Consider the following 20,328-nt stretch of genomic DNA (forward strand, 5'->3'; position numbering starts at 1 on the left):
GATCGGCTCCGCTACGCTACGCCTCCCGCCCAGGCTGGCATCACAGGCGCGCATCAACTAACTATGCAACCGGACCAGTCGTCGCAGGCAGTCCATGGCGACGAGCAGGAAGCCGATCAGAACGATCTTGCCGCGCTTGCGCATGCGATGGTCATGTTCGCCCATATGCCGTTCTCTTCTAGTCAACCTCCAGCCTGCATAGGCTCGAGTCCAAGGAGCAAGGTATAAGTAGAGAGCGAAGTCCGAAGGGCATCGCGCAAGCATGGGTAAGGTGATCGATCGGATCGGCCACCGGTGTTCGCGCGACGCAACTGTCGGGAGCAGCAGTCGTGCTGCGGCTTTTGCGTATAGGCGTGCGGCGTCCGCGAATCAAAGCTGCGCTCACGAACATAATCGTGAGAGGCAGGCCCGCGTCCATGCACAAGAGAAAGAAACGGCACCATTCCCGCAACCAGTCCGGCGTGACCGTCCTCGAGCGCGAAGCAAGGATCGATCTGGCTAAGCGCCCGGCCGATGGTCTCGGCGTCGCCTTTCTCGGCGCATCGGGAACGGTCACAGGGTCGCGTTATCTGGTGGACGATGGTGAAACTCAGATCGTTGTCGATTCCGGCCTGTTTCAAGGACCCAGGGATCTGCGCCGCCTTAATTGGGCGCCAATTCCACCCGAAGTCGCCGATGTCGGCCAAGTCCTGCTGACCCACGCTCATCTCGATCACTCGGGCGCGCTACCGCGCATGGCGCGCCTGGGCTGGGACGGTACCGTCCTTGCCACCCGGGCGACCGCGGCCCTGTGCGAGCTCCTTCTTCCCGACAGCGGTCATCTGCAGGAAAAGGATGCGGAGTTCGCCAACCGGCACGGCTTCTCCAGGCACCAGCCGGCGCTGCCGCTCTACACCCAGGCTGACGCGCGTCTGGCATTGCAGCTCTTCCGGCCGATCGAGTTCGGAGCGTGGCATGCAGTCACGGACGGCATCAGGGTGCGCTATCATCGCGCCGGCCACATCCTCGGCGCGGCGTCGATCGAGATCGACTGGAAGGGGCGGACAATCCTCTTCTCAGGCGACATCGGCCGTTACGGCGATTCGGTGATGAAAGATCCCGAGCCGCCCGCGCGCGCCGACTATGTCCTGGTGGAATCGACCTATGGCGATCGGCGCCACGAGCAGGTCGATCCGACAAAGACGCTTGGAGATCATGTCGAACGATGCGTCGAGAGAGGAGGGACGGTGGTGATCCCGGCCTTCGCCGTGGGACGGGTCCAGTCGCTTCTCTATCATTTCTCGCGTCTGCGCGCGCAGGGACGCCTCCGCGACATCCCGATCTTCCTCGACAGCCCGATGGCGATCAACGCGAGCGGGCTGATGTGCGATTTCATGGACGAGCATCGCCTGGCCCGCGCCGAGTGCGAAGCGGCGTGCAGCGTCGCGCACTATGTGCGCGAAGTGGAGGAATCCAAGGAACTCACCGCCAACCCCGCCCCAAAGGTCATCATCTCGGCCAGCGGAATGGCAACGGGCGGCCGCGTGCTCCACCATCTCAAGCGCTTCGCGCCGGATGGGAAGAACCTCATCCTCTTCTCGGGCTTCCAGGCGGCGGGCACCCGCGGCGCCGCCATGATCGGCGGCGCCCGGACGATCAAGATCCACGGCGAGTATATCCCGGTCGAAGCCGAGGTCGCCAACCTGACGATGCTCTCGGCGCATGCCGACAGCGACGAGCTCATGCGCTGGCTCGGCTCGCTGCACGAGGCCCCGCGCCACGTCTATGTCACCCATGGCGAGCCGACCGGCGCCCACGTCCTGGCGAAGCGTGTCTCGGAGGAACTGGGCTGGGCATGCAGCGTACCGGCGCTGGGTAGCTGGGGCATGCTCGCGTGAAGCCCGGGATCATCGAGAACGCCGAAGCAGAGTCTGTCGCGACGACGCTGCGGGCACGCCGCATCGGCCTGTCGGGTGCCGGTAGCGATCTGATTGCGGTCATGCGCCACGACTGTCCCGTCTGCCGCTCGGAAGGTCTTGCGTCCCGCGCGCAGGTCGCGCTGCGCGCCGGCGGGCGGGAAATCGTCGTCTCGCTGCTGCACAGTTCCGCGGAGGCTCCAGCGCCCGGCGAGATCGGCCTCTCGGAATCCGCATGGCAGCGGCTCGGCGTCAGCGAGGGCGATCCGGTCGAGATCGCGCACGCCCAGCCTCTCGCCTCGCTCGCCGAAGTGCGTCGGCGTATCTATGGCAATCGTCTCAGTGACGGGGCTTTTTCAGCGATCATCACCGACATCGCCGAGCGACGCTATAGCGATGTCCATCTCTCGGCATTCGTCACGGCCTGCTCGGCGGTCCCGCTCGATACGGACGAAACGATCAGCCTGACCAGGGCGATGGTCGATGTCGGCGAGCGATTGCAGTGGCCCGGAACGGTCATCGTCGACAAGCATAGCGTCGGTGGATTGCCGGGCAATCGCACCACGCCGATCATCGTCTCGATCATGGCCGCGGAGGGCCTGATCATGCCCAAGACATCGTCGCGGGCGATCACCTCGCCGGCCGGCACGGCGGACACGATGGAGGTGCTGGCACCTGTCGACCTCGACGTTTCCGCAATCCGCAAGGTGGTCGAGCGCGAAGGCGGCTGCATCGCCTGGGGCGGCGCCGTCAATCTCAGCCCTGCCGACGACGTGATCATCGGCGTGGAGCGCGTGCTCGATATCGATGCCGTCGGGCAGATGGTCGCCTCGGTGCTGTCCAAGAAAGTCGCGGCCGGTGCGACCCATCTGGTCATCGACATCCCGGTCGGGCCGACCGCCAAGGTCCGCGGAGCCGCTGCCGCCGACACCCTCGAGCGCGCGCTGAGCTCGGTCGCCCAAGCCTTCGGGCTTCGCACGCGCGTGATGCGCGGCCCCGGCGCGGAGCCGATCGGACGGGGCATCGGTCCGGCGCTCGAGGCGCAGGATATCCTTGCCGTGCTCCAGGGGCAGCCTGGCGCCGAGGATCTCGCCCACCGGGCCTGCGAGCTGGCGGGAGGACTGCTTGAGCTCGCGGACGCGGCCCCGGCCGGCGAAGGCTATGCGCGTGCGCGGGCGTGCCTCGAAAGCGGCCGGGCCTGGGCCAAGTTCCAACGTATCTGCGAAGCGCAGGGCGGCATGCGGGCTCCACCGGTCGCCCGGTTCCAACAGGATATGATCGCTCCCTATAGCGGCCGCCTGGTGAGTATCGACAATCGCAAGCTCGCGACGGTCGCGAAGCTTGCCGGCGCGCCGATGGCCAAGGCCGCCGGCGTCGCGCTGCAGTGTCGGCTGAACCAGATGGTGGATGCCGGGGCTCCCTTGAGCACCATTCATGCCGAGAGCCCGGGCGAGCTCGATTATGCGGCGGCCTATGCGGTGAGCGACGGGCCGATCTTCGGGATTGAAGCGCTATGAACCGTCCCGTGCTGTTCGCGCTGTCTGGCAGCGAGGCCCTGGCACAGCCGCTATCCGCCGCACTCGATGCAGAGGTCGGCACGATCGAGCATCGTCAGTTTCCCGACGGGGAAACCTATCTCAGGGTCGTAAGCGACATCAGCGACCGCGACGTCATCCTGCTGTGCAGTCTCGATCATCCGGACGCCAAGCTGTTGCCGCTGCTGTTCGCAGCCGACACCGCGCGCGATCTGGGCGCTCGCAGGATCGGGCTCGTCGCCCCCTACCTCGCTTACATGCGCCAGGACATTCGCTTCCATGCCGGCGAGGCGGTGACGTCGCGAACCTTTGCCGCGATCCTGTCCCGCCATCTCGACTGGCTGGTGACGGTCGATCCGCATCTCCACCGCTATCATGCGTTGTCGGAAATCTACCGCATCCCGACCCAGGTTGTTCATGCTGCGCGGCTTCTGGCCTCGTGGATCAAGCGCAATGTCGCTCGTCCGCTGATCATCGGTCCGGACCTGGAAAGCGAACAGTGGGTCTCGCAGGTGGCGGCCGATGCCGATGCTCCGTTTCTCGTGTGCGAGAAAATCCGGTCCGGCGACCGTGACGTCACCATCTCGATTCCGAATGCCCCAGCGTTTCTCGATCGCCAGCCGGTGCTGGTCGACGATATCGCCTCATCCGGCCGGACCCTCGCCGAGGCGGCGCGCCAGCTGGTCGGCATGGGGTTCGCGCGACCGGATTGCGTGGTCGTGCATCCGCTTTTCGCCGGCGATGCAGCGCAAGTCCTGGGTGGGCTCGTCGAGAGGATCGTGAGCACGAACGCTGTTGCGCATACCTCTAATGATATCGACGTGATGCCGGCGATTGCGGAGGCCGTTCGTCACGGAATTTGAACGGTGCGCTGCGCGTCAGTTCTTCAGTACTCAATGCTCAATGCACGATGAAAACGAACGCCCGGCAAACGCCGGGCGCATTCCCATCCATTGACCCTACACGAGCCCGAACCAATCTTCCGGGAACTTCGCTTTCGGAGAAAGTCGCGGCAGGAAAGGAGGATATGTCATGTCGCACACACGCTCTTTCCTTGATCCCTTCATCGTTGCTCGGACCCGCAGCTTGAGCCCGAAGTGAAGCCCGCCATCCTTGCATCCTGGGCGTCCGATCGCTCCGCCGTCGAGGGCCAACCGGCCCTCCGTCGCCCGCCAGCATCCCGGTGCCGGTCGACGATGTGATGGCAGCGCTGCGCTGGCTCGATCGCGCTGAGCGCGGCGCGGGCCTGGCATCCTTGGTTCGTCAGGAACAACCCGGTATCGGTGCCATCCTCGCCGGGAATATCGAAACTGCGACACGGAAGGCGGGCGATCTCTGCGATGATCAGCCTTCGATCTCAAAACCCTATGATCACCGGTTCGTGCTGAATCGGATTCGCCGTGCCGTAGCGGCGCGCGAGCGGAGCTGCGATCCGCCCCGGACATCGGCGTTACGGCGCGCTGCTGACACAGAATAGCGATTATCAGCTTCTTGCCATGACAACATGACGCGTCGAGCTTAGGAGCAACCAGCGCGCTCATCCCCCAAGAGGCGTGCCCACTCCCGGCGGCAGCGTCTTGCGGCGCCTTGCCGCCGGGAGACCAGAGGGAGCGCCGCCCCGTTCGCAAGAGCGGTCATCTCGCAAAGTTCGGCACATGATGCCGGGTCGCTTACCCCCCTCTCGCCGAGCACCTGCCTTGCCTGTTGTGATGCGGCGGTATTTCGGCCTTGACCTTGGACCATGGTCCTACCCGTAGAAGGTCTCCCCTTTGAAGCTGTGCCCGCTGGGGTGCGCAGCAATGCCAACACGTCCGGGGGGCCATGGAGAGCAAGCGCGTCGTTCATGTCATTGATGACGAAGAAACAATCAGGAAAGCTGTAGGATTCACATTAAGGACAGCGGGATTTGCCGTCGAGACCTATGGCTCGGGAGTCGACTTTCTGAAAATTGCAGATGAAGCTGAAAGAGGTAGCATCGTTCTCGACATGCACATGCCGGACATGAACGGTCTACAGGTTCAGGCAGCGCTGACGCAGATGGATATAAGCATGCCAGTCGTGATGCTGACCGGCAACGGAGACATTGCGCTTGCTGTCCAAGCGATGAAGGCGGGTGCTGTCGATTTCCTGGCCAAACCTATCGAACGGGCGCTGCTGCTCGATGCGATAGACCGAGCGTTCGCGCGCATCGACACGGCCGAGGGGCGCGCTCTCGAAGAAGCCGAGGCATGCCGACAGGTCGATCTACTGACACCGCGCGAACGGGATGTTCTCGAAGGCCTTGCGCAAGGCCTTCCGAACAAGACCATCGCCTATGATCTGGGCATTTCTTCACGGACGGTCGAAGTCCATCGCGCGAGCATCATGTCCAAGCTTGGAGTCCGTACCCTTGCCGAAACCTTGCGGATCGCCTTTGCGGCTGGAATGGGAAGGCCGCTGTAGGTAAAGGCGGCCAGGGCTGCTGCGGTTGAATCTCTGCGTGTCACCTGATGGCGCGGACATAGTGCCTGCCGGGATGCATCGACGTTGTTCATCAGCTTTTGGCGGAATTTTCGTGAGCCCAGGCGAAGGGTCGCGCTTGATTGCTATCGCGAAAGGAGATGAAACTCTTCCAACAGCTGGGCGATCTCTGTGCCTTCAAGCTTCTTCATCAACAGCTTGCGCAGGAAGGACGGGCCGGGAATGTCGATCCCTTTGCCATCCCTGAGCGGCCCGATTGTGGCCAGAAGCGTGCGGATATCATAGGTTGAGTTGAACACTTCCGGCACGCCGCGTTCGACCTTCATCAGCGTGTAGACGGCCTCCATCGGCGTGCGCACCGAATATTCCGTCGTGAAGATACAATCACGCTGCTTCGACTCGGCAAACTGGCCGACAAAGGCGAAGTTGACCGCGCCCTCGGGCACCACGTCCGGCCGGTCGCCGGCCTGGCGCGGCATGAAGAAGGCGGTGATGTAGGGCATCATCACCGGCACGGTCGTCGCCCCCGTCGCGGCGAGCCCAGGAATATCCTCGACCGGCACGCCGAGATGATAGAGCCATTCTTGCGTGATCTCCTCGCCCGTACAGTCCTGCATCGGCTTCTTCACATAGTCGCCGGGTCGGTCGACGAACAAGGCATAGAACCAGGCGACGATCTGGTCCTTCGGCTGCTTCCTGAAGTGGGGTTGCCGGCTCACCGTCCAGCTCAGCAGCCAGCTCGAGTCCTTGACCGTGATGATGCCGCCGGTCACCACCGTGCCGCTGAACGGATCGCGCCTGGCGATCTTGCGAATGTACGCCGGAATGCGCGCGTCGAGCGTGGTGATGGTCGCCGACGCCCATTTGGTTTCCGGGATATGGGATCCAAACACGTCGGGACGACCAAAGGCCGGGTCCTTGGCCGCGATCCGGCGCCACAGGTCCCAGGCCGGCGCCGGCCCCTCATTCAGCCTGGCCGGTGTATGATGATCGCCATTGTCGGAATTCTCGGTCAGCGATCCGATGGTGATGAAGACGAGGTCGTCGGCGCCGAGATCGACGCCGCCTTCGACCCCGTTTTCGATCCAGGCAATCCGGGTCGCCTGTTTGCGGCCGGGCCGGATGTCGAAATCGACGTCGGTGACCTCGACGCCGTAGCGAAACCTGACGCCGCGATCCTGCAGCCAGTTGACCAGCGGCAGGACCATCGATTCATATTGATTGTAGCGGTTGAACTTGAGTGAGGAGAAATCCGCCAGACTGCCGATATGGTGGATGAAGCGATGGAGATAGAGCTTCATCTCAAGCGCGGAATGCCATTCCTCGAAGGCGAACATGGTGCGCCAGTAGAGCCAGAAGTTGCTCCTGAGGAAATCATCGCCGAAGACTTCGTTGATCCGCTTGTTCTCCATCTCCTCCCGCGTCGCGAGGAAGACGGAGATCAGATCTCTTCGCGCGCGATCGCTGAGTGTCAGCAAAGCCTTGTCAGGCACATCCTGGCCCTGGTTCTGCGTGACGCGCTGCAGCGAAAAATTCGGATCGTCCTTGTTGAGCCGGTAGAATTCGTCGAGCACACTCGCATCCTCGATCTCCAGCGAAGGGATCGAGCGATAGAGATCCCAGAGGCATTCGAAATGCTCCTCCATCTCGCGCCCTCCGCGGATGACGAACCCCTTTTCGGGGACGTCGAGGCCGTCGAGCGCGCCGCCGGGAACATGCAGCTCCTCAAGGATGGTAATACGCTCGCCGGCGACGCCGCCGTCGCGGATCAGGAACGCCGCGCCCGCTAGTCCCGCAAGACCCGAGCCGACGAACCAGGCCGTCTTCCTGTCAGCGCCCTCAGGTTTGCGGGGGCGCACGAAAGCTTCGTAGTTTCCGCTACTATAGTGCATGGCGAACTCCCTCTTCGATCCCGACGACAATGGCGGTTCTGCGGTTTCTTGCTGAACAGCAGAAGTGCCTGCCCTGCATTCATTCTCGCCGATGTCGCCCGCCGCTCAGTTCGACGACTTCACTGGTGATCTGATCCTGACGCGTGAGGCGCTCCTCGAGGCGCAGGGCCTCGCCCTTGCGATCGATGTGGCTGCGGGCGGTCGCCATGGTGCGCAGCCGTGCCTCATTCTCGGCGACGAACGTCTCGACCGCAGCCGCGCAGATCTGGGCGAAGACATATTCCGCGGTCAGGTCGCCGATAAGGTCCGCCGCGTTGATATTGACGAGCGGCGGCAAATCCGCCGTGGACGCGGGGAAAGTGTCGAGGTCGAGCGGCAGGAGGCTCGCGCGCACGATCGAGACGCCCTTGCCGCTGCTCCAGACCGGATAAGCCATGGTGATGGGCACCGCGCCGGTCTCGTCCAGATAGTCGTACAGCGCGTCGATGATGCTTGTCGCGAGTGCGGGCAGCGCATCGGCCTTGCTCGGCATGCTCGCGCTCCATGCGATGCGCAGACCGCGCTCGGTCGCAAGCGTGGCCGTGCGCGCGCCAATCAGAAGAATATGCCTGTCCTGCATGTCGGCCGCGGCGCCGTCGAGCAGCTGCTCCGGAAAGGCCCCGGCAAAGCCTTGCTCCGCACCGAACAGGATAAGGCCGCCTCTCGCACCACCGACCGCCCGCGCCGGAAAACGCGCCAGTGGCTCGTCAAGGCGGCGCGCCTGGCCAATGGCGGTGCGGGCGGTCTCCGCATAGCGTCGCACCGCGGGCAGCAGCGCGCGCGCCTGCTGCGCCCGCTGCGCGGCGATGCCCTGCATGGCGTTGACCACCGCACCGAGCTGGCGGACGGTCTCGATCCGGTGGCCGATCTCGGCGAGGCGATCGCTCATGATGCAGAACCGGCCGGCTGGCTTTCGATCAGCGCTTTCACCGTCGTTATCAGAGCGGACCGCTGCGCGGTGTCGATCTGTCCAGTCCGCTCGATCTGCGCGCATAGATCGGGGACGTGATCGTCGATCCAGGCGGGCAGCCGCGCGCGGAGCGACGGTATCTCCGAGACCACCATGCCATCGAGCAACCCTTCGCCGAGCGCCACGGCCAGCGCCACCTGGTCGACGACCCGTAGGGGACTCGACAGCGGTTGCACGAGCAAGGCGCGCAAGCGCTTGCCCCGTTCGATCTGGGCGCGGACACGCGGCTCGGGCTGCTCGCCGAAGCGGGTGAACATCTCGAGCTCGAGGAACTGCGCATAGTCGAGGCGCATGGTCCCGCTCGCGTCGCGCAGGACGCGAAGCTGCGTCTTGCCGCCGACCCGGCTCACGCTCGTGCCCACGTCGATGGCGGGCTTGTGCCCCTGCGCGAACAGCTTCGCGTCGAGAATGATCTGACCGTCGGTGATCGAGATCAGATTGGTCGGAATATAGGCGCTGACGTTGCCGGCATCGGTCTCCGCGATCGGCAGAGCCGTGAGCGAACCGCCCCCCTTCTCCGTCGAGAGACGCGCCGCACGTTCGAGCAGGCGGGAATGGAGGAAGAAGACGTCGCCTGGATAGGCCTCGCGCCCGGGCGGCTGTCCGATCAGCAGGGCGATCTCGCGATGGGTCGCGGCATGCTTGGTGAGATCGTCGAGCACCACCACCGCATGGCCGCCACCATCCCGAAAATACTCGGCCATCGTGAAGCCCGCGAACGGCGCGATCCATTGCAGCCCCGGCGCCGCGGCGGGGCTCGCCACGACGAAGATGGTGCGATCCGGCGCGCCATGCCGCCGCACCTGATCGACCACGCGCGCGACCGCCGAGCTTTTCTGGCCGATCGCGACATAGACGCAGATCATGTCGCTGGTGCGCTGGTTGATGATCGTGTCGACCGCGAGCGCCGTCTTGCCGGTGGCGCGGTCACCGAGAATGAGTTCGCGCTGCCCCCGGCCGATGGCGAACATCGCATCGATTGCGAGCGTGCCGGTCTGCACCGGCTGGACGACGAGGTCGCGTTCGATGATCGCCGGCGCCGGCCGTTCGACAGGATCGAAGCGCCTGGCCCGGATCGGCGCGCCCCCATCGAGCGGACGGCCGAGCGGATCGACGACTCGGCCAAGCAATGCCTCGCCAACCGGCACGCGCACCACCTCGCCCGAGCCGGTTACGGTGTCTCCTGCCTCCACCTGTGCGGCATCGTCGAGCAGCACGCAGCCAATCCGGTCCCGGTCGAGCGTGTGGACGAATCCGGTCTGGCCCCGGGCGAGATAGAGCAATTCGTCGAGGCGCGAGTCCGGAAGGCCCGAGACCATGGCAACGCCGTCGCCGATCGATTCCACCCGGCCAATTGCATCGACACGCGGCCCGAGATTGGCGCGCGCGATGCAGCTCTGGGCCTGCGTCAGCCAGTCTTCAGGCGATCCGGGCATGATTGTCCTCATTGAGGCTCTCCACCATGGCGTCGAGATCGGCGCGCCAGCTGTTGCGCACGACGGCGTGGGGCGTGCGAAGCTCCGCGCCGGCGATGAGATCTGGATCGACCGCGAAAATCGGGGTCGCGGTATCCGGCAGGATTTCGCCAAGCGCGCGCGCTACCTGCGTCTGCAGATCGGCCGTCAGCGGCGCGGGCGTCGCGACGGTGACGGGCCCGGCGGCCGCCAGGCTGAGGCGATCCGCCTCGGAAAGGTCCCCGAGCCGCGCCTTGAGCGCGTCGACCATGGCCTGCACCGTCTGCTCGGGCGGGAGACGAGCGAGCAACGTGCCTGCCATCGAGGCGGCGAGGCTCGCTGCCTTTTCCCGCCACTGCGCCGCCACCCGCCCGCGTTCGGCATCGATCGCCGCATGGCCTTGCTCGACGACGGCGTCCGCCTCGAGCCTGGCCTGCGCGAGGAGGCGCTGGCGCTCCGCTTCGGCCTCGGTCCGGATCTCGGCGCGGCGAGCCGCCGCATCCGCGACGAAGCCGTCATTCTGCGTCTTGAGCGCCTGCGCTTCGGCCTGTGCCCGGTCCTTTGCCTCCCGCGCTTCGTCGAGCAGCGCCTGGGCCGATGCCTGGCGGGCAGCGATGGCATCCATCACCGGACGGAACAGGAAGCGTCCGAGCAGCCACACGAGGATGAGGACATTGACCGCCTGCAGCGCGAGCGTCCACCAGTCGATCCGCATGTCAGGCGAACGGGTTGGCGAAGAGCAGCAGCAGCGCAATCACGAGGCAGTAGATCGCCATCGTCTCGATCATCGCGAGGCCCACGAACAGCGTGCGCGAGATGGTGTTGGCGGCTTCGGGCTGGCGCGCGATCGCGTCCATCGCGGCGGCGACGGCCCTGCCCTGCCCGAGCGCCGGGGCGATTGCGCCGATCGAGATCGCGAAAGCGGCGCCGAGGATGCTGGCGAGATGGATCCAGTTCATGCGGGGGACTCCTGTTTGGATGGCGGGCGGGCGCCGTTCTCGCTGATAGCGCTGCCGATAAAGACCATGGCGAGCGCGCCGAAAATGTAGGCCTGGACCGCGCCGGTCAGCATTTCGAGCGCCATCAGCGGGATCGGGACGAGCAGCCCGGCCAGGCTCAGCACGACGCCGATCATGAAGACACCGCTCATGACGTTGCCGAACAGGCGCACCATCAGCGAGAAGCTGCGGGTGAAGAGCTCGACGATATTGAGCGGGGCGAGCAGGATCGAGGGGCGCGCGAAGGTCGCGAGATAGGCCCTGGGCCCGAGCGCGCGGACGCCGAACCAGAGCGTCGCGCCGAAGACGATCAGCGCCAGCGCCGCGTCGGTTTCGAGGGTCGCGGTCGGCGGCTCGACGCCGGGGATCAGCGACGACCAGTTGGCGACCAGCAGGAACAGGAACAGCGTGCCGATCAGCGGCAGATAACGCCGCGGCTCCGCCTCCATCGTCTCGCGGATCTGGCCGGCGACGGTCTCGACGACCAGCTCGAGCGCCGCTTGGGCTCGGGTTGGGCGTAACGCAAGGCGGCGGGTCAGCAGCCAGCTTCCGATTGTAAGGACGGCCATGATGCCCCAGGTCGTGGCGACCGGCTGGCTGATCGGCACCGGACCGATCGCGAACAGCACATGGCTTTCAAGTGGTGACGCGAATATCATCGGGCGCCTCCGAGCCGGTGGAGCATGATCTGGCGCCCGCCCATGAAGCCGGTTGTTGCGGCAAGAAGCGCCGGCCACCCTTGCCGGCTGGCGATGACAAGAACCAGAATAGTGACGGCGAGGCGCCCGAGCCTGAGCAGGATCGCGCGCGATGCCGGGCCGCCATGGGTGACGAGGTCGGCTTCTCTGGCGATGGCCGCGAAATGGGCGAGGCCGACCGCAAATCCGAGGGCCAGGAACAGGATGGGGGAGAGCTGGCTCATTGCCGGTGCATCCAGCGCCAGCCCGACCAGCAGCCGAGGGCGAGCCCGACGAGCAGGAGCGGCGCGGTCCAGAAGATGCCGCTATCCAGCCGGTGGTCGAGCCAGCGGCCGATCGCGAGACCGACCAGCGCGGGCAGGACGATCTGCCAGCCGAGCACGCCGATCTGGCCGAGATTGCGGGCGACGGAAGGAAGCCGCTGCGCAAGCCGCCGCCGTTCCGCGCGGGTCCGGATGGCTTCGACGATCGGCTGCTCGGGCTTGTCCGTGCTCACAGGCCGATCTCCCGGCCACCACCCTGCAGGGCCTCGACCATATGGCGGATCGCCTGCATCCTGAGCTTCGCCGACGCGGTCCGTTCGGATCGTTCGCCCTCGTCGCGCTCGCGGTAGCGCGCGAGCACGTCATGCTCGAGCGTTCCAAGGTCATCGCCGACATGGCCTTCGCGCGTCGCGACCGCGACCTCCGTGCCGTGGCTCACGGTCAGAATGCCGTTGCGCACCGCGCAATAGCCGGGAGCGCCATCGGGGCCGCGCCAGGAGACGATCGAGACGCCAAGCGCGGTCAGGAAATCGGCATGGCCCGACAGGATGCCGAAACTGCCGCTGGCATCCTCGGCGCGAACCGACGCGACATCGGCGTCGACGAGGATCGCGGTCGGATCGGTGATGCGCAGCTTCATGCGCCCTGCCCCACGCGAGAGCGTGCCTCTTCAATATCGCCCACCATGTAGAAGGCGCTTTCGGGCCAGTCGTCGGTCTCGCCCGACAGGATGGCCGCGACGCCCTTCAGGGTATCAGCCAGCGCCACCGAGCGGCCGGCCTGTCCGGTGAAGGCCTGGGTCACCATGAAAGGCTGGGTCAGGAAGCGCTGGAGCCGCCGCGCCCTGCCGACGATCAGCCGGTCTTCGCGGCCCAGTTCCTCGATGCCGAGCAGCGAGATGATGTCCTGGAGCTCGCGATAATGCGCGATCGTCTCGCGGGCCTGCTGGGCGAGCGCGTAATGATGATCGCCCACGACCTGCGGATCGAGCAGGATCGACGAGGACCCCAAGGGATCGACCGCGGGATAGATGCCTTCGGCCGCCATGGCGCGCGAGAGCAGAATGGAACTGTCGAGATGGGCGGAGATGGCGGTGACTGCCGGGTCGGTGAAATCGTCGGCGGGCACATAGACCGCCTCGATCGCGGTCACCGCAGCCCCATGCACAGAGGCGATGCGCTCCTGCAGCGCGGCCACCTCGCTGGCCAGCGTCGGCTGATAGCCGACGCGCGAAGGCATGCGTCCAAGCAGGCCCGACACCTCGCTGCCGGCCTGGACGAAGCGGAACACATTATCCATGAGCAGCAGGACGTTGCGCTTCTGCTCGTCGCGGAAATGTTCGGCGATGGTGAGCGCGGTCAGCCCGACCCGCCAGCGCGCGCCCGGCGGCTCGTTCATCTGCCCGAAAACGAGCACGGTCTTGTCGATCACACCCGAGCCGCGCATGTCGGTGAGCAGCTCATGGCCCTCGCGCGATCGCTCGCCGATGCCCGCGAACACTGAGACACCCTCGTAGCGGGCGACCATCGCGTTGATGAGTTCCATCACCAGCACGGTCTTGCCCACCCCCGCGCCCCCGAACATGGCGGCCTTGCCGCCCTGGGCAAGCGGTGCGAGCAGATCGATGACCTTGATGCCGGTCTCGAACATCGCCGTCGCCGCGCTCTGCTCGTCGAGCGGTGGGGGTGCGCGATGGATCGGCCTCAATGGCACATCCGGTCCGAGCGGCGCGCCGCCGTCCCCCACCTGCCCGGTCGGCGTAAGGAGCCGCCCAAGAACCTTGTCTCCGACCGGAACCGCGATGGGTGCGCCTAAGGCCACCACGCCGACATTGCGCGCCAGACCGGAGGTCGGCTGAAGCGCGACGGCGCGGACGGTCCGATCATCAATATGGCTCTGCACTTCCGCGACCAGCGGGCCTGACGCCGCATCGATGCGCAGTGCTTCATTGACTGCGGGCAGCGGCCCTTCGTCGAACTCGACATCGAGGACGGGACCGCGGAGCGCCGCAATCCGGCCGAGCCTGGCTATGGACGGTATCACGCCCATGCCGGTTGCCGGGTCAGACCATAATCATGCCCGACCGTGCCGCGATCATGACGGGACGGGTAGAAGTCGCTGCCCGCGGGCACGACATGGACGACAAGCCAAAAGTGCATTGGCTGAGCGTCGCAGGCAAGCCGCAGATTCGGCATACGTAGAGTTACCGATTCTCTCTGATTCAGCCTCGCCGAATATCGGCGGCGCGACGCGATGAGCCTCAGGCCAGGGCTGCATGCCCGATACGCTGGAGCTTAGACGCGAAGAGAAAGGTTCATCGTCCCATGCCCTATCCGGTCGATCAACTTGCCGCGCTCGCCAAAGCGAATGTCGGCCTGATGCTGAAGCTCGCCGAAGTCGCCCGGAAAGGTGGCGAAGAGTCGCTCGAGGTCGGCAACCGCGCCGCCGGCCGCTTCGCCGAAGAGGCGCGTGCCTCGATTGCGGGCGCGACGGACAAGACGTCGGACGCCGGCGCGGTCAGCCCGGCCGGACCGCGGGCACTGTTCGAGGACATGGCCACGGTCCGCGAGCATATGATTGCCGGCACAAGATCGGCGTTCGAGGAATGGCAGCAGGCCTGGCAGGCCGTCGCGAGCGCTCAGACGGCTCCCGGGGCGCTGGATGCCTTTGCTGCCATTGTCGGACCATGGTTCGGGCAGAAAAGCCCGGGCGACGGCGAGAAGCAGGCCACCAGCGACAAATAGGATAGCCCCCGATCGCGGCGAGCCGCCCTAGCCGAGCAGGTGCTGACCGCCATCGACCGGAATGATCGTACCGGTGATATGGCGGCCGGCATCGCTCACCAGGAAGGCGGCGAGCCCTCCGACATCCTCGATGGTCACGAGCTGGTGCTGCGGGACCGTCGCCGCGGCCCGTTCGAGCAGCTCGTCGAAGCGGTCGATGCCGCTGGCAGCGCGGGTCGCGATCGGGCCTGGCGAGATCGCATGGGCGCGAATGCCCTTGGGGCCAAGCTCAGCCGCGACATAGCGGGTCGCGCTTTCGAGGGCCGCTTTGACCGGCCCCATCAGGTTGTAGTGCTCGACCACCCGCTCCGACCCGTAGAAGGTGACGCACAGCAGGCAGCCGCCATCCGACATCAGCGGCTCGGCGAGACGCGCCATGCGCAGGAAGCTGTGGCACGAGACGTCCATCGCCAGCGCGAGGCCTTCGGCCGAGCTGTCGACGACGCGGCCGTGCAAATCCTCGTTCGGCGCGAAAGCGATCGAATGAAGCAGGAAATCGAGGCCGCCTTATTCGGACTTCACCCGCTCGAACAGGGCCTCCAGTTCGCCCGGCACCCGGACATCGCACGCGGCGAGCCATTCGACTCCCAGGGTCTCCGCGACGGGCGCCACGAGCGGCTCGGCCTTTCCGTTGAGATAGGTCGCCGCCAGTCTCGCGCCACAGTCGTGGAAGGCCTGGGCGCAGCCCGCCGCGATGCTCTGCGCGTTGGCGATGCCGATCACCAGGCCGCGCTTGCCAGTAAGATCGACGAGAGGTTTCATGGTTTCGGCTCCTCACGCAGAAGATCGGCGGTGTGGATGGCGATCATCCACTCCTCGTCGGTCGGGATGATGCGCACCGTGACACGGCTGAACGGCGCGCTGATGACCGACGCTCCGCGGAGATTCGCGTCCGTGTCGAGCGCCACGCCGAGCCAGCGGAGCCGATCGGCGACGCGGGCGCGGATTTCAGGCGCATTCTCGCCGATCCCGGCGGTAAACACGAAGCTATCGAGCCCCCCGAGCGAGGATGCGAGGGCGCCAGCCTGGCGCGCGATCTGCCAGACGAAGAGGTCGATCGCTTCCCCAGCGGCGGGCGTTTCGCTGCCGAGAAGCGCGCGCATGTCGCTCGATGTGCCGGACACGCCCAAAAGGCCGGACTCACTGTAGAGGAGATGCTCGACTTCGCGCGCCGTCATGCCCCTCTGCTGGAGAAGATAGAGCACCGCGCCCGGGTCGAGCGCTCCGCACCGCGTGCCCATCACCAATCCGTCGAGTGCGGTGAACCCCATCGTCGTGTCGATGCTGCGCCCCCCGTCCATCGCACAGAGGCTGGCCCCGTTGCCGAGATGCGCGGCGATCGTGCGGCCACCGCCTGTATCGGGATCGATCAAACGCAGCTGCCGCGCGATATATTCGTAGGAGATGCCGTGAAAGCCGTAGCGCCGCATGCCCTCTTCGCCGAGCGCGCGCGGCAGCGCGAGGCGCGTCGCAACCGGGGGCTGGCCATGATGGAAGCCGGTGTCGAAGCAGGCGACTTGCAGCAGAGCGGGGCGCAGCCTGGAGACGGCGCGGACCGCGGCGAGATTATGGGGCTGATGCAATGGCGCCAGTGGGCAAAGCGCCTCGAGTGCGGCGAGGAGTGGCGCGTCGACCCGCGCCGGCGCTGAATAGTCGGCGCCCCCATGAACGATCCGATGTCCTACCGCGATCAGATCCTCGCCGACCGAAGCTTCGATCTCCCGCAGCAAATCCTTGAGCAGCGTCTCATGCGTGATCGTGACGTCTTTCGTCCAGCGCCGGTCGGCAAGGACATCCCCCTTCGCATCGCGCGCGATCAGGTGCGGCTCAAGGCCGATATTCTCGATCTTGCCGCTCGCCAGCAAAGAGGGCTCATCAGTGCCCGGCTCGGCGTAGAGCGCGAACTTAAGGCTCGACGAACCGGCGTTGAGGCACAGGATTTCAGCCATCGCGGCGCTGTCCCGCAACGCCGGGAGACGCCTTGGTTGCAGCCCGCGCCAGCAGCACCGCGAGCGCGCAGGAGGCGAGGCGCGTGCGCACGCTGTCTGCCCGGCTGGTGAGGATGATCGGAACGCGCCCGCCGAGCACCACGCCTGCGGCATCGGCGCCGCCCAGGAAGGTCAGCTGCTTTGCGAGCATGTTGCCGGCCTCCAGATTGGGCACCAGCAGGATGTCCGCCCGGCCGGCGACCGGCGAGACGATACTTTTGTCGCGCACGGCCGCCTCGCTGATCGCATTATCGAGGGCGAGCGGTCCATCGAGCAGCGCGCCTTCGATCTGGCCCCGGTCCGCCATCTTGCAGAGCGCCGCGGCATCCAATGTGGTGCGCATCCTTGGATTGACCGTCTCGACGGCGGCGAGGATCGCGACCCTGGGTTGTTCGATCCCGATCACATGGGCAAGGTCGATCGCGTTGCGCGCGATGTCGGCCTTGTCCTCAAGCGTCGGCTCGATGTTAATCGCGGCGTCGGTGATGATGAGCGGGCGCGGATAGCCGGGCACATCCATCACATAGGCGTGGCTGATCCTGCGTTCGGTCCGAAGGCCCATGTCGGACGATACGACCGCGCCCATGAGCTCGTCGGTATGAAGCGAACCCTTCATCAGCAGCGCGGCTTCGCCGGCCCGTACGCGCGCGACGGCTTCGGCGGCGGCGGCGTGGCTGTGCGGGACCCCGATCACCCGGAAGGCGGCAATATCGACACCGGCGTCCTTCGCCGCATTCGTCATACGCGCCGCAGGTCCGATGAGAATTGGAACGACGATGCCGGCGTCGGCGGCCTCAGCCACCGCGCGCATGGCGTCGGCGCTGCACGGATGGACCACGGCCGTGACGCACGCGGATCCGTCCTTGGCGCGCTCCATCAACTGGCGGAAGCGGTCGTGGCTGGCGATCCGCACGTCGGGAAGCGGCATGCGGGGCCGGCTGACTTTCTCGGTGGGCGCCTTGACCTCGGCCTGGCCGCTGATGACGGTCTCGCCCTTTTGGTTCACGCAGGCGCAGTCGAGAACGATGACATGATGCTCGGCGCGCTTCTGCGCGACGGTGACGCAGGCCGTGATGGTGTCGCCGACGCCCACCGGGCGGGTGAAGCGAAGCGATTGGCCGAGATAGATCGCACCGGGCCCTGGCAGCTCGGTTCCCAGGATCGCCGAGATGAGCCCCGCGCCCCACATGCCATGAGCGATGACCCTGTGGAACATGTCCGTTTCGGCATAGACAGGGTCGAGATGCGCCGGATTCACGTCGCCTGACACCGCCGCGAAGAGCTGGATGTCGTCGGCGGTCAGCGTGCGGGTGAGGCTGGCCGTGTCGCCGACGGCGATCTCGTCGAACGTGCGGTTCTCGATGAGGTTGGCGGTGGCCATGGCTCAGCGCTCCAGCACGTAGCGCCCGGGGGCATCACCGAGCGGCGGATAGTTCCGTTCGGGCGCGCCCATCGACGGTGGGGCGGCCGCCTTGCCCGAGTGCGATCCAAGCCATGAACTCCATTCCGGCCACCACGACCCTTCGCGCAGCTCGGCCCGCTCCAGCCAGGTATCGGGACCTGGCGCCGGGCCATCCTGCATCCGTGTCGCGACGCGAAAGTGGCGATGAGGATGCCCGGGCTCGGAGACGATCCCGGCATTGTGGCCACCGCTCGTCAGCACGAAGCGGATCTCCGCGCCCGTCAGCATGTGGAGCTTGTGGGTCGAGCGCCACGGCGCGACGTGGTCGGTTTCCGTGCCCACCATGAAGATCGGCATGCGCAGCCCCGAGAGCGAGACCGGGTGGCCGCCGGCCTCGTAGCGCCCTTCGGCCAAGTCATTGTCGAGGAACAAGCGCCGCAGATATTGCGCGTGCATGGCATAGGGCATGCGGGTGCCGTCGGCATTCCATGCAATGAGGTCGGTCATCGGCTCGCGCTCGCCCATGAGATAAGTCGAGAGGATGCGCGACCAGACCAGATCGTTGGATCGCAGCATCTGGAAGGCGCCGCCCATCTGACTGCTGTCGAGAAAGCCGCGCGCCCACATCATCGCATCGATCAGGTTGATTTCCGCCTCGTCGATGAACAGGCCAAGTTCGCCCGGCTCGCTAAACTCGGTCTGGGCGGCGAACAGCGTGACGCTCGCCAGACGCTTATCTTCATCGCGCGCCATCGCGGCCGCGGTGATGGCGAGCAGCGTGCCGCCGATACAATAGCCGGCCGCGTGGATCTTCTCGGTGCCGGTAATCGCCTGGATGACATCCACGGCGGCCATCGGCCCAAGCAGGCGATAATCCTCCATGTCGAGATCGCGGTCGGCGCTGTCGGGATTGTGCCAGGAGATGCAGAACACGGTGTAGCCCTGCCCTACCAGCCAGCGGATGAGCGAATTTTCCGGGGAGAGGTCGAGGATGTAATATTTCATGATCCATGCCGGCACGATCAGTATCGGCTCCGGACGCACCGTCTCGGTTGCGGGCGCATATTGGATCAGTTCCATGACCCTGTTGCGAAACACGACCTTGCCAGCCGTGGCTGCGACCTTCTCGCCGACCCGATAGGCCTCCGTGCCCGCTGCGGGCTCCCCGCGTACCAGGCGTTCCAGGTCGTCGCAAAAAAATCGCGCACCCTCGACAAGGCATTGTCCTCCGGTTTCGAGGATGCGCTGCTGGAGCACGGGGTTGGTCGGGATGAAATTGGTCGGGGACACCATGTCGAGCATCTGGCGGGTCGCGAACTCGACGATCGCTTCGTGGTGCCCGGTGACGCCGCTCACGCCGGTCGTCGCGGCATGCCACCATTGCTGCTGGAGCAGGAAGGCCTGCTCGATCAGGTCGAACGGATGGCGCTTCCAGGCTGCGTCGGCGAAGCGCCGATCCTGGGGCAGCGGATCGATCGCCGGCTCGGGATCGCTGCCGGATGCGCTGCGCATGGCATAGTCGGCGAGCCGCATCAGCTTGCGCCCGCCCTTGGCGGCGAGCTGCAGCTGCCTGCCTGGCGAGCAGAGAATGTGCGTCCACCAGTCGGAAAAAGACTGCGCCAAAGTGGCGGGCGACTGGCCTGAAGTCAGCTGCGCGATGGCGGCGAAGCTCGACCGATCCAGCGTCGTGGCCAGACCGTCCAACGGGTCAGGGATATTGCTTCGACTCTGCACATTTTCGCTCCTGCTGCGGTGCAACAAGCCCTGAAGCGCAGGAAGCCTCTGCGCACTCCGTAGTCCTACGGAGGGATTGCCTCGCATATGCCAGCCCCAGAAGTCAGAGCTCAGCACGACATTGCTGTATGAAAAGCGGCCAAATACGATCAGGAGGCTCAGTGCGGTCGCACGGGCGAGCCAGCTATCCCGCCGAACCAGTCCCGCAATACCGGCG

General features: G+C 65.8%; 20 protein-coding genes and 2 pseudogenes. 8 read left to right on the plus strand and 14 right to left on the minus strand.

Features of this window, described 5'->3' with window-relative positions; all coding sequences use genetic code 11:
- The 7 genes and pseudogenes from GGR89_RS22055 to GGR89_RS15590 all read left to right on the plus strand — a co-directional run.
- On the plus strand, positions 1–228 hold a 228-nt coding region (locus tag GGR89_RS22055; RefSeq protein ID WP_209092297.1), incomplete at its 5' end, for a hypothetical protein.
- 188 nt (positions 229–416) lie between these two features.
- Positions 417–1,877, plus strand: coding sequence for an MBL fold metallo-hydrolase RNA specificity domain-containing protein (locus GGR89_RS15570; protein WP_021245239.1), 1,461 nt, complete (start codon positions 417–419; stop codon positions 1,875–1,877).
- Complete coding sequence (locus GGR89_RS15575; RefSeq protein ID WP_030541610.1) at positions 1,874–3,412, plus strand: thymidine phosphorylase family protein; 1,539 nt, start codon at positions 1,874–1,876, stop codon at positions 3,410–3,412. The genes GGR89_RS15570 and GGR89_RS15575 overlap by 4 nt, the downstream gene beginning before the upstream one ends.
- Positions 3,409–4,293, plus strand: a complete 885-nt coding sequence (locus GGR89_RS15580) for a ribose-phosphate pyrophosphokinase (RefSeq protein WP_030541611.1) — start codon at positions 3,409–3,411, stop codon at positions 4,291–4,293. The genes GGR89_RS15575 and GGR89_RS15580 overlap by 4 nt, the downstream gene beginning before the upstream one ends.
- Before the next feature lie 169 nt (positions 4,294–4,462).
- Positions 4,463–4,658, plus strand: a pseudogene (locus GGR89_RS22905) (hypothetical protein); the annotation flags it as partial.
- Positions 4,632–4,907, plus strand: a complete 276-nt coding sequence (locus tag GGR89_RS15585; protein ID WP_140159542.1) for a hypothetical protein — start codon at positions 4,632–4,634, stop codon at positions 4,905–4,907. The pseudogene GGR89_RS22905 and the gene GGR89_RS15585, both read left to right, overlap by 27 nt.
- 344 nt (positions 4,908–5,251) lie before the next feature.
- Positions 5,252–5,872, plus strand: coding sequence for a response regulator transcription factor (locus tag GGR89_RS15590; RefSeq protein WP_030541612.1), 621 nt, complete (start codon positions 5,252–5,254; stop codon positions 5,870–5,872).
- 143 nt (positions 5,873–6,015) lie between these two features.
- Here the strand turns inward: GGR89_RS15590 and GGR89_RS15595 are convergent, their stop codons facing one another.
- The 10 genes from GGR89_RS15595 to atpD all read right to left on the minus strand — a co-directional run bounded on the left by GGR89_RS15595 (position 6,016) and on the right by atpD (position 14,253).
- The gene (locus GGR89_RS15595; RefSeq protein ID WP_030541613.1) at positions 6,016–7,782 is read right to left on the minus strand and encodes an oleate hydratase; all 1,767 of its coding nucleotides are present in this window, start codon (positions 7,780–7,782) and stop codon (positions 6,016–6,018) included.
- A 79-nt stretch (positions 7,783–7,861) separates the two neighbouring features.
- Positions 7,862–8,710 (minus strand): F0F1 ATP synthase subunit gamma, encoded by an 849-nt coding sequence (locus GGR89_RS15600; RefSeq protein WP_046408699.1) that lies wholly within the window; start codon positions 8,708–8,710, stop codon positions 7,862–7,864.
- The gene (locus GGR89_RS15605) at positions 8,707–10,227 is read right to left on the minus strand and encodes a F0F1 ATP synthase subunit alpha (RefSeq protein WP_030541615.1); all 1,521 of its coding nucleotides are present in this window, start codon (positions 10,225–10,227) and stop codon (positions 8,707–8,709) included. Before GGR89_RS15605 ends, GGR89_RS15600 begins: the two co-directional genes overlap by 4 nt.
- The gene (locus tag GGR89_RS15610; protein ID WP_030541616.1) at positions 10,211–10,960 is read right to left on the minus strand and encodes a F0F1 ATP synthase subunit B family protein; all 750 of its coding nucleotides are present in this window, start codon (positions 10,958–10,960) and stop codon (positions 10,211–10,213) included. Before GGR89_RS15610 ends, GGR89_RS15605 begins: the two co-directional genes overlap by 17 nt.
- A gap of 1 nt (position 10,961) precedes the next feature.
- Positions 10,962–11,204 (minus strand): F0F1 ATP synthase subunit C, encoded by a 243-nt coding sequence (locus GGR89_RS15615; protein ID WP_046408697.1) that lies wholly within the window; start codon positions 11,202–11,204, stop codon positions 10,962–10,964.
- Positions 11,201–11,902: a F0F1 ATP synthase subunit A gene (locus GGR89_RS15620; RefSeq protein ID WP_030541618.1), complete on the minus strand. Its 702-nt coding sequence runs from the start codon at positions 11,900–11,902 to the stop codon at positions 11,201–11,203. The genes GGR89_RS15615 and GGR89_RS15620 overlap by 4 nt, the downstream gene beginning before the upstream one ends.
- Entirely contained in the window at positions 11,899–12,165 is a 267-nt protein-coding gene (locus tag GGR89_RS15625; protein ID WP_017501319.1) for an ATP synthase subunit I, read from the minus strand. Before GGR89_RS15625 ends, GGR89_RS15620 begins: the two co-directional genes overlap by 4 nt.
- Positions 12,162–12,437 carry an AtpZ/AtpI family protein gene (locus GGR89_RS15630; protein ID WP_030541619.1) on the minus strand — a complete coding sequence of 92 codons (276 nt, stop codon included), beginning with the start codon at positions 12,435–12,437 and terminating at the stop codon, positions 12,162–12,164. Before GGR89_RS15630 ends, GGR89_RS15625 begins: the two co-directional genes overlap by 4 nt.
- Positions 12,434–12,844 (minus strand): F0F1 ATP synthase subunit epsilon, encoded by a 411-nt coding sequence (locus tag GGR89_RS15635; protein ID WP_030541620.1) that lies wholly within the window; start codon positions 12,842–12,844, stop codon positions 12,434–12,436. Before GGR89_RS15635 ends, GGR89_RS15630 begins: the two co-directional genes overlap by 4 nt.
- Complete coding sequence (atpD, locus tag GGR89_RS15640) at positions 12,841–14,253, minus strand: F0F1 ATP synthase subunit beta (protein WP_046408695.1); 1,413 nt, start codon at positions 14,251–14,253, stop codon at positions 12,841–12,843. The genes GGR89_RS15635 and atpD overlap by 4 nt, the downstream gene beginning before the upstream one ends.
- 275 nt (positions 14,254–14,528) lie before the next feature.
- Here atpD and GGR89_RS15645 point away from each other — a divergent pair, with 275 nt between their 5' ends.
- Complete coding sequence (locus tag GGR89_RS15645) at positions 14,529–14,948, plus strand: hypothetical protein (protein WP_030541621.1); 420 nt, start codon at positions 14,529–14,531, stop codon at positions 14,946–14,948.
- A gap of 27 nt (positions 14,949–14,975) precedes the next feature.
- On the opposite strand, the pseudogene fabI reads toward GGR89_RS15645, so the two are convergent.
- The 4 genes and pseudogenes from fabI to GGR89_RS15665 form a co-directional block, all read right to left on the minus strand.
- A pseudogene (gene fabI, locus GGR89_RS15650) lies at positions 14,976–15,749 on the minus strand (enoyl-ACP reductase FabI).
- Entirely contained in the window at positions 15,746–16,936 is a 1,191-nt protein-coding gene (locus GGR89_RS15655; RefSeq protein WP_007406370.1) for an acetate/propionate family kinase, read from the minus strand. Before GGR89_RS15655 ends, fabI begins: the two are co-directional and overlap by 4 nt.
- Positions 16,929–18,356 (minus strand): bifunctional enoyl-CoA hydratase/phosphate acetyltransferase, encoded by a 1,428-nt coding sequence (locus GGR89_RS15660; RefSeq protein WP_030541622.1) that lies wholly within the window; start codon positions 18,354–18,356, stop codon positions 16,929–16,931. Before GGR89_RS15660 ends, GGR89_RS15655 begins: the two co-directional genes overlap by 8 nt.
- A gap of 3 nt (positions 18,357–18,359) precedes the next feature.
- Positions 18,360–20,081, minus strand: coding sequence for a PHA/PHB synthase family protein (locus GGR89_RS15665; RefSeq protein ID WP_007406387.1), 1,722 nt, complete (start codon positions 20,079–20,081; stop codon positions 18,360–18,362).
- Positions 20,082–20,328 lie beyond the last annotated feature (247 nt).

The organism is Sphingomonas trueperi (genome assembly GCF_011927635.1).
Lineage (GTDB): Bacteria > Pseudomonadota > Alphaproteobacteria > Sphingomonadales > Sphingomonadaceae > Sphingomonas > Sphingomonas trueperi.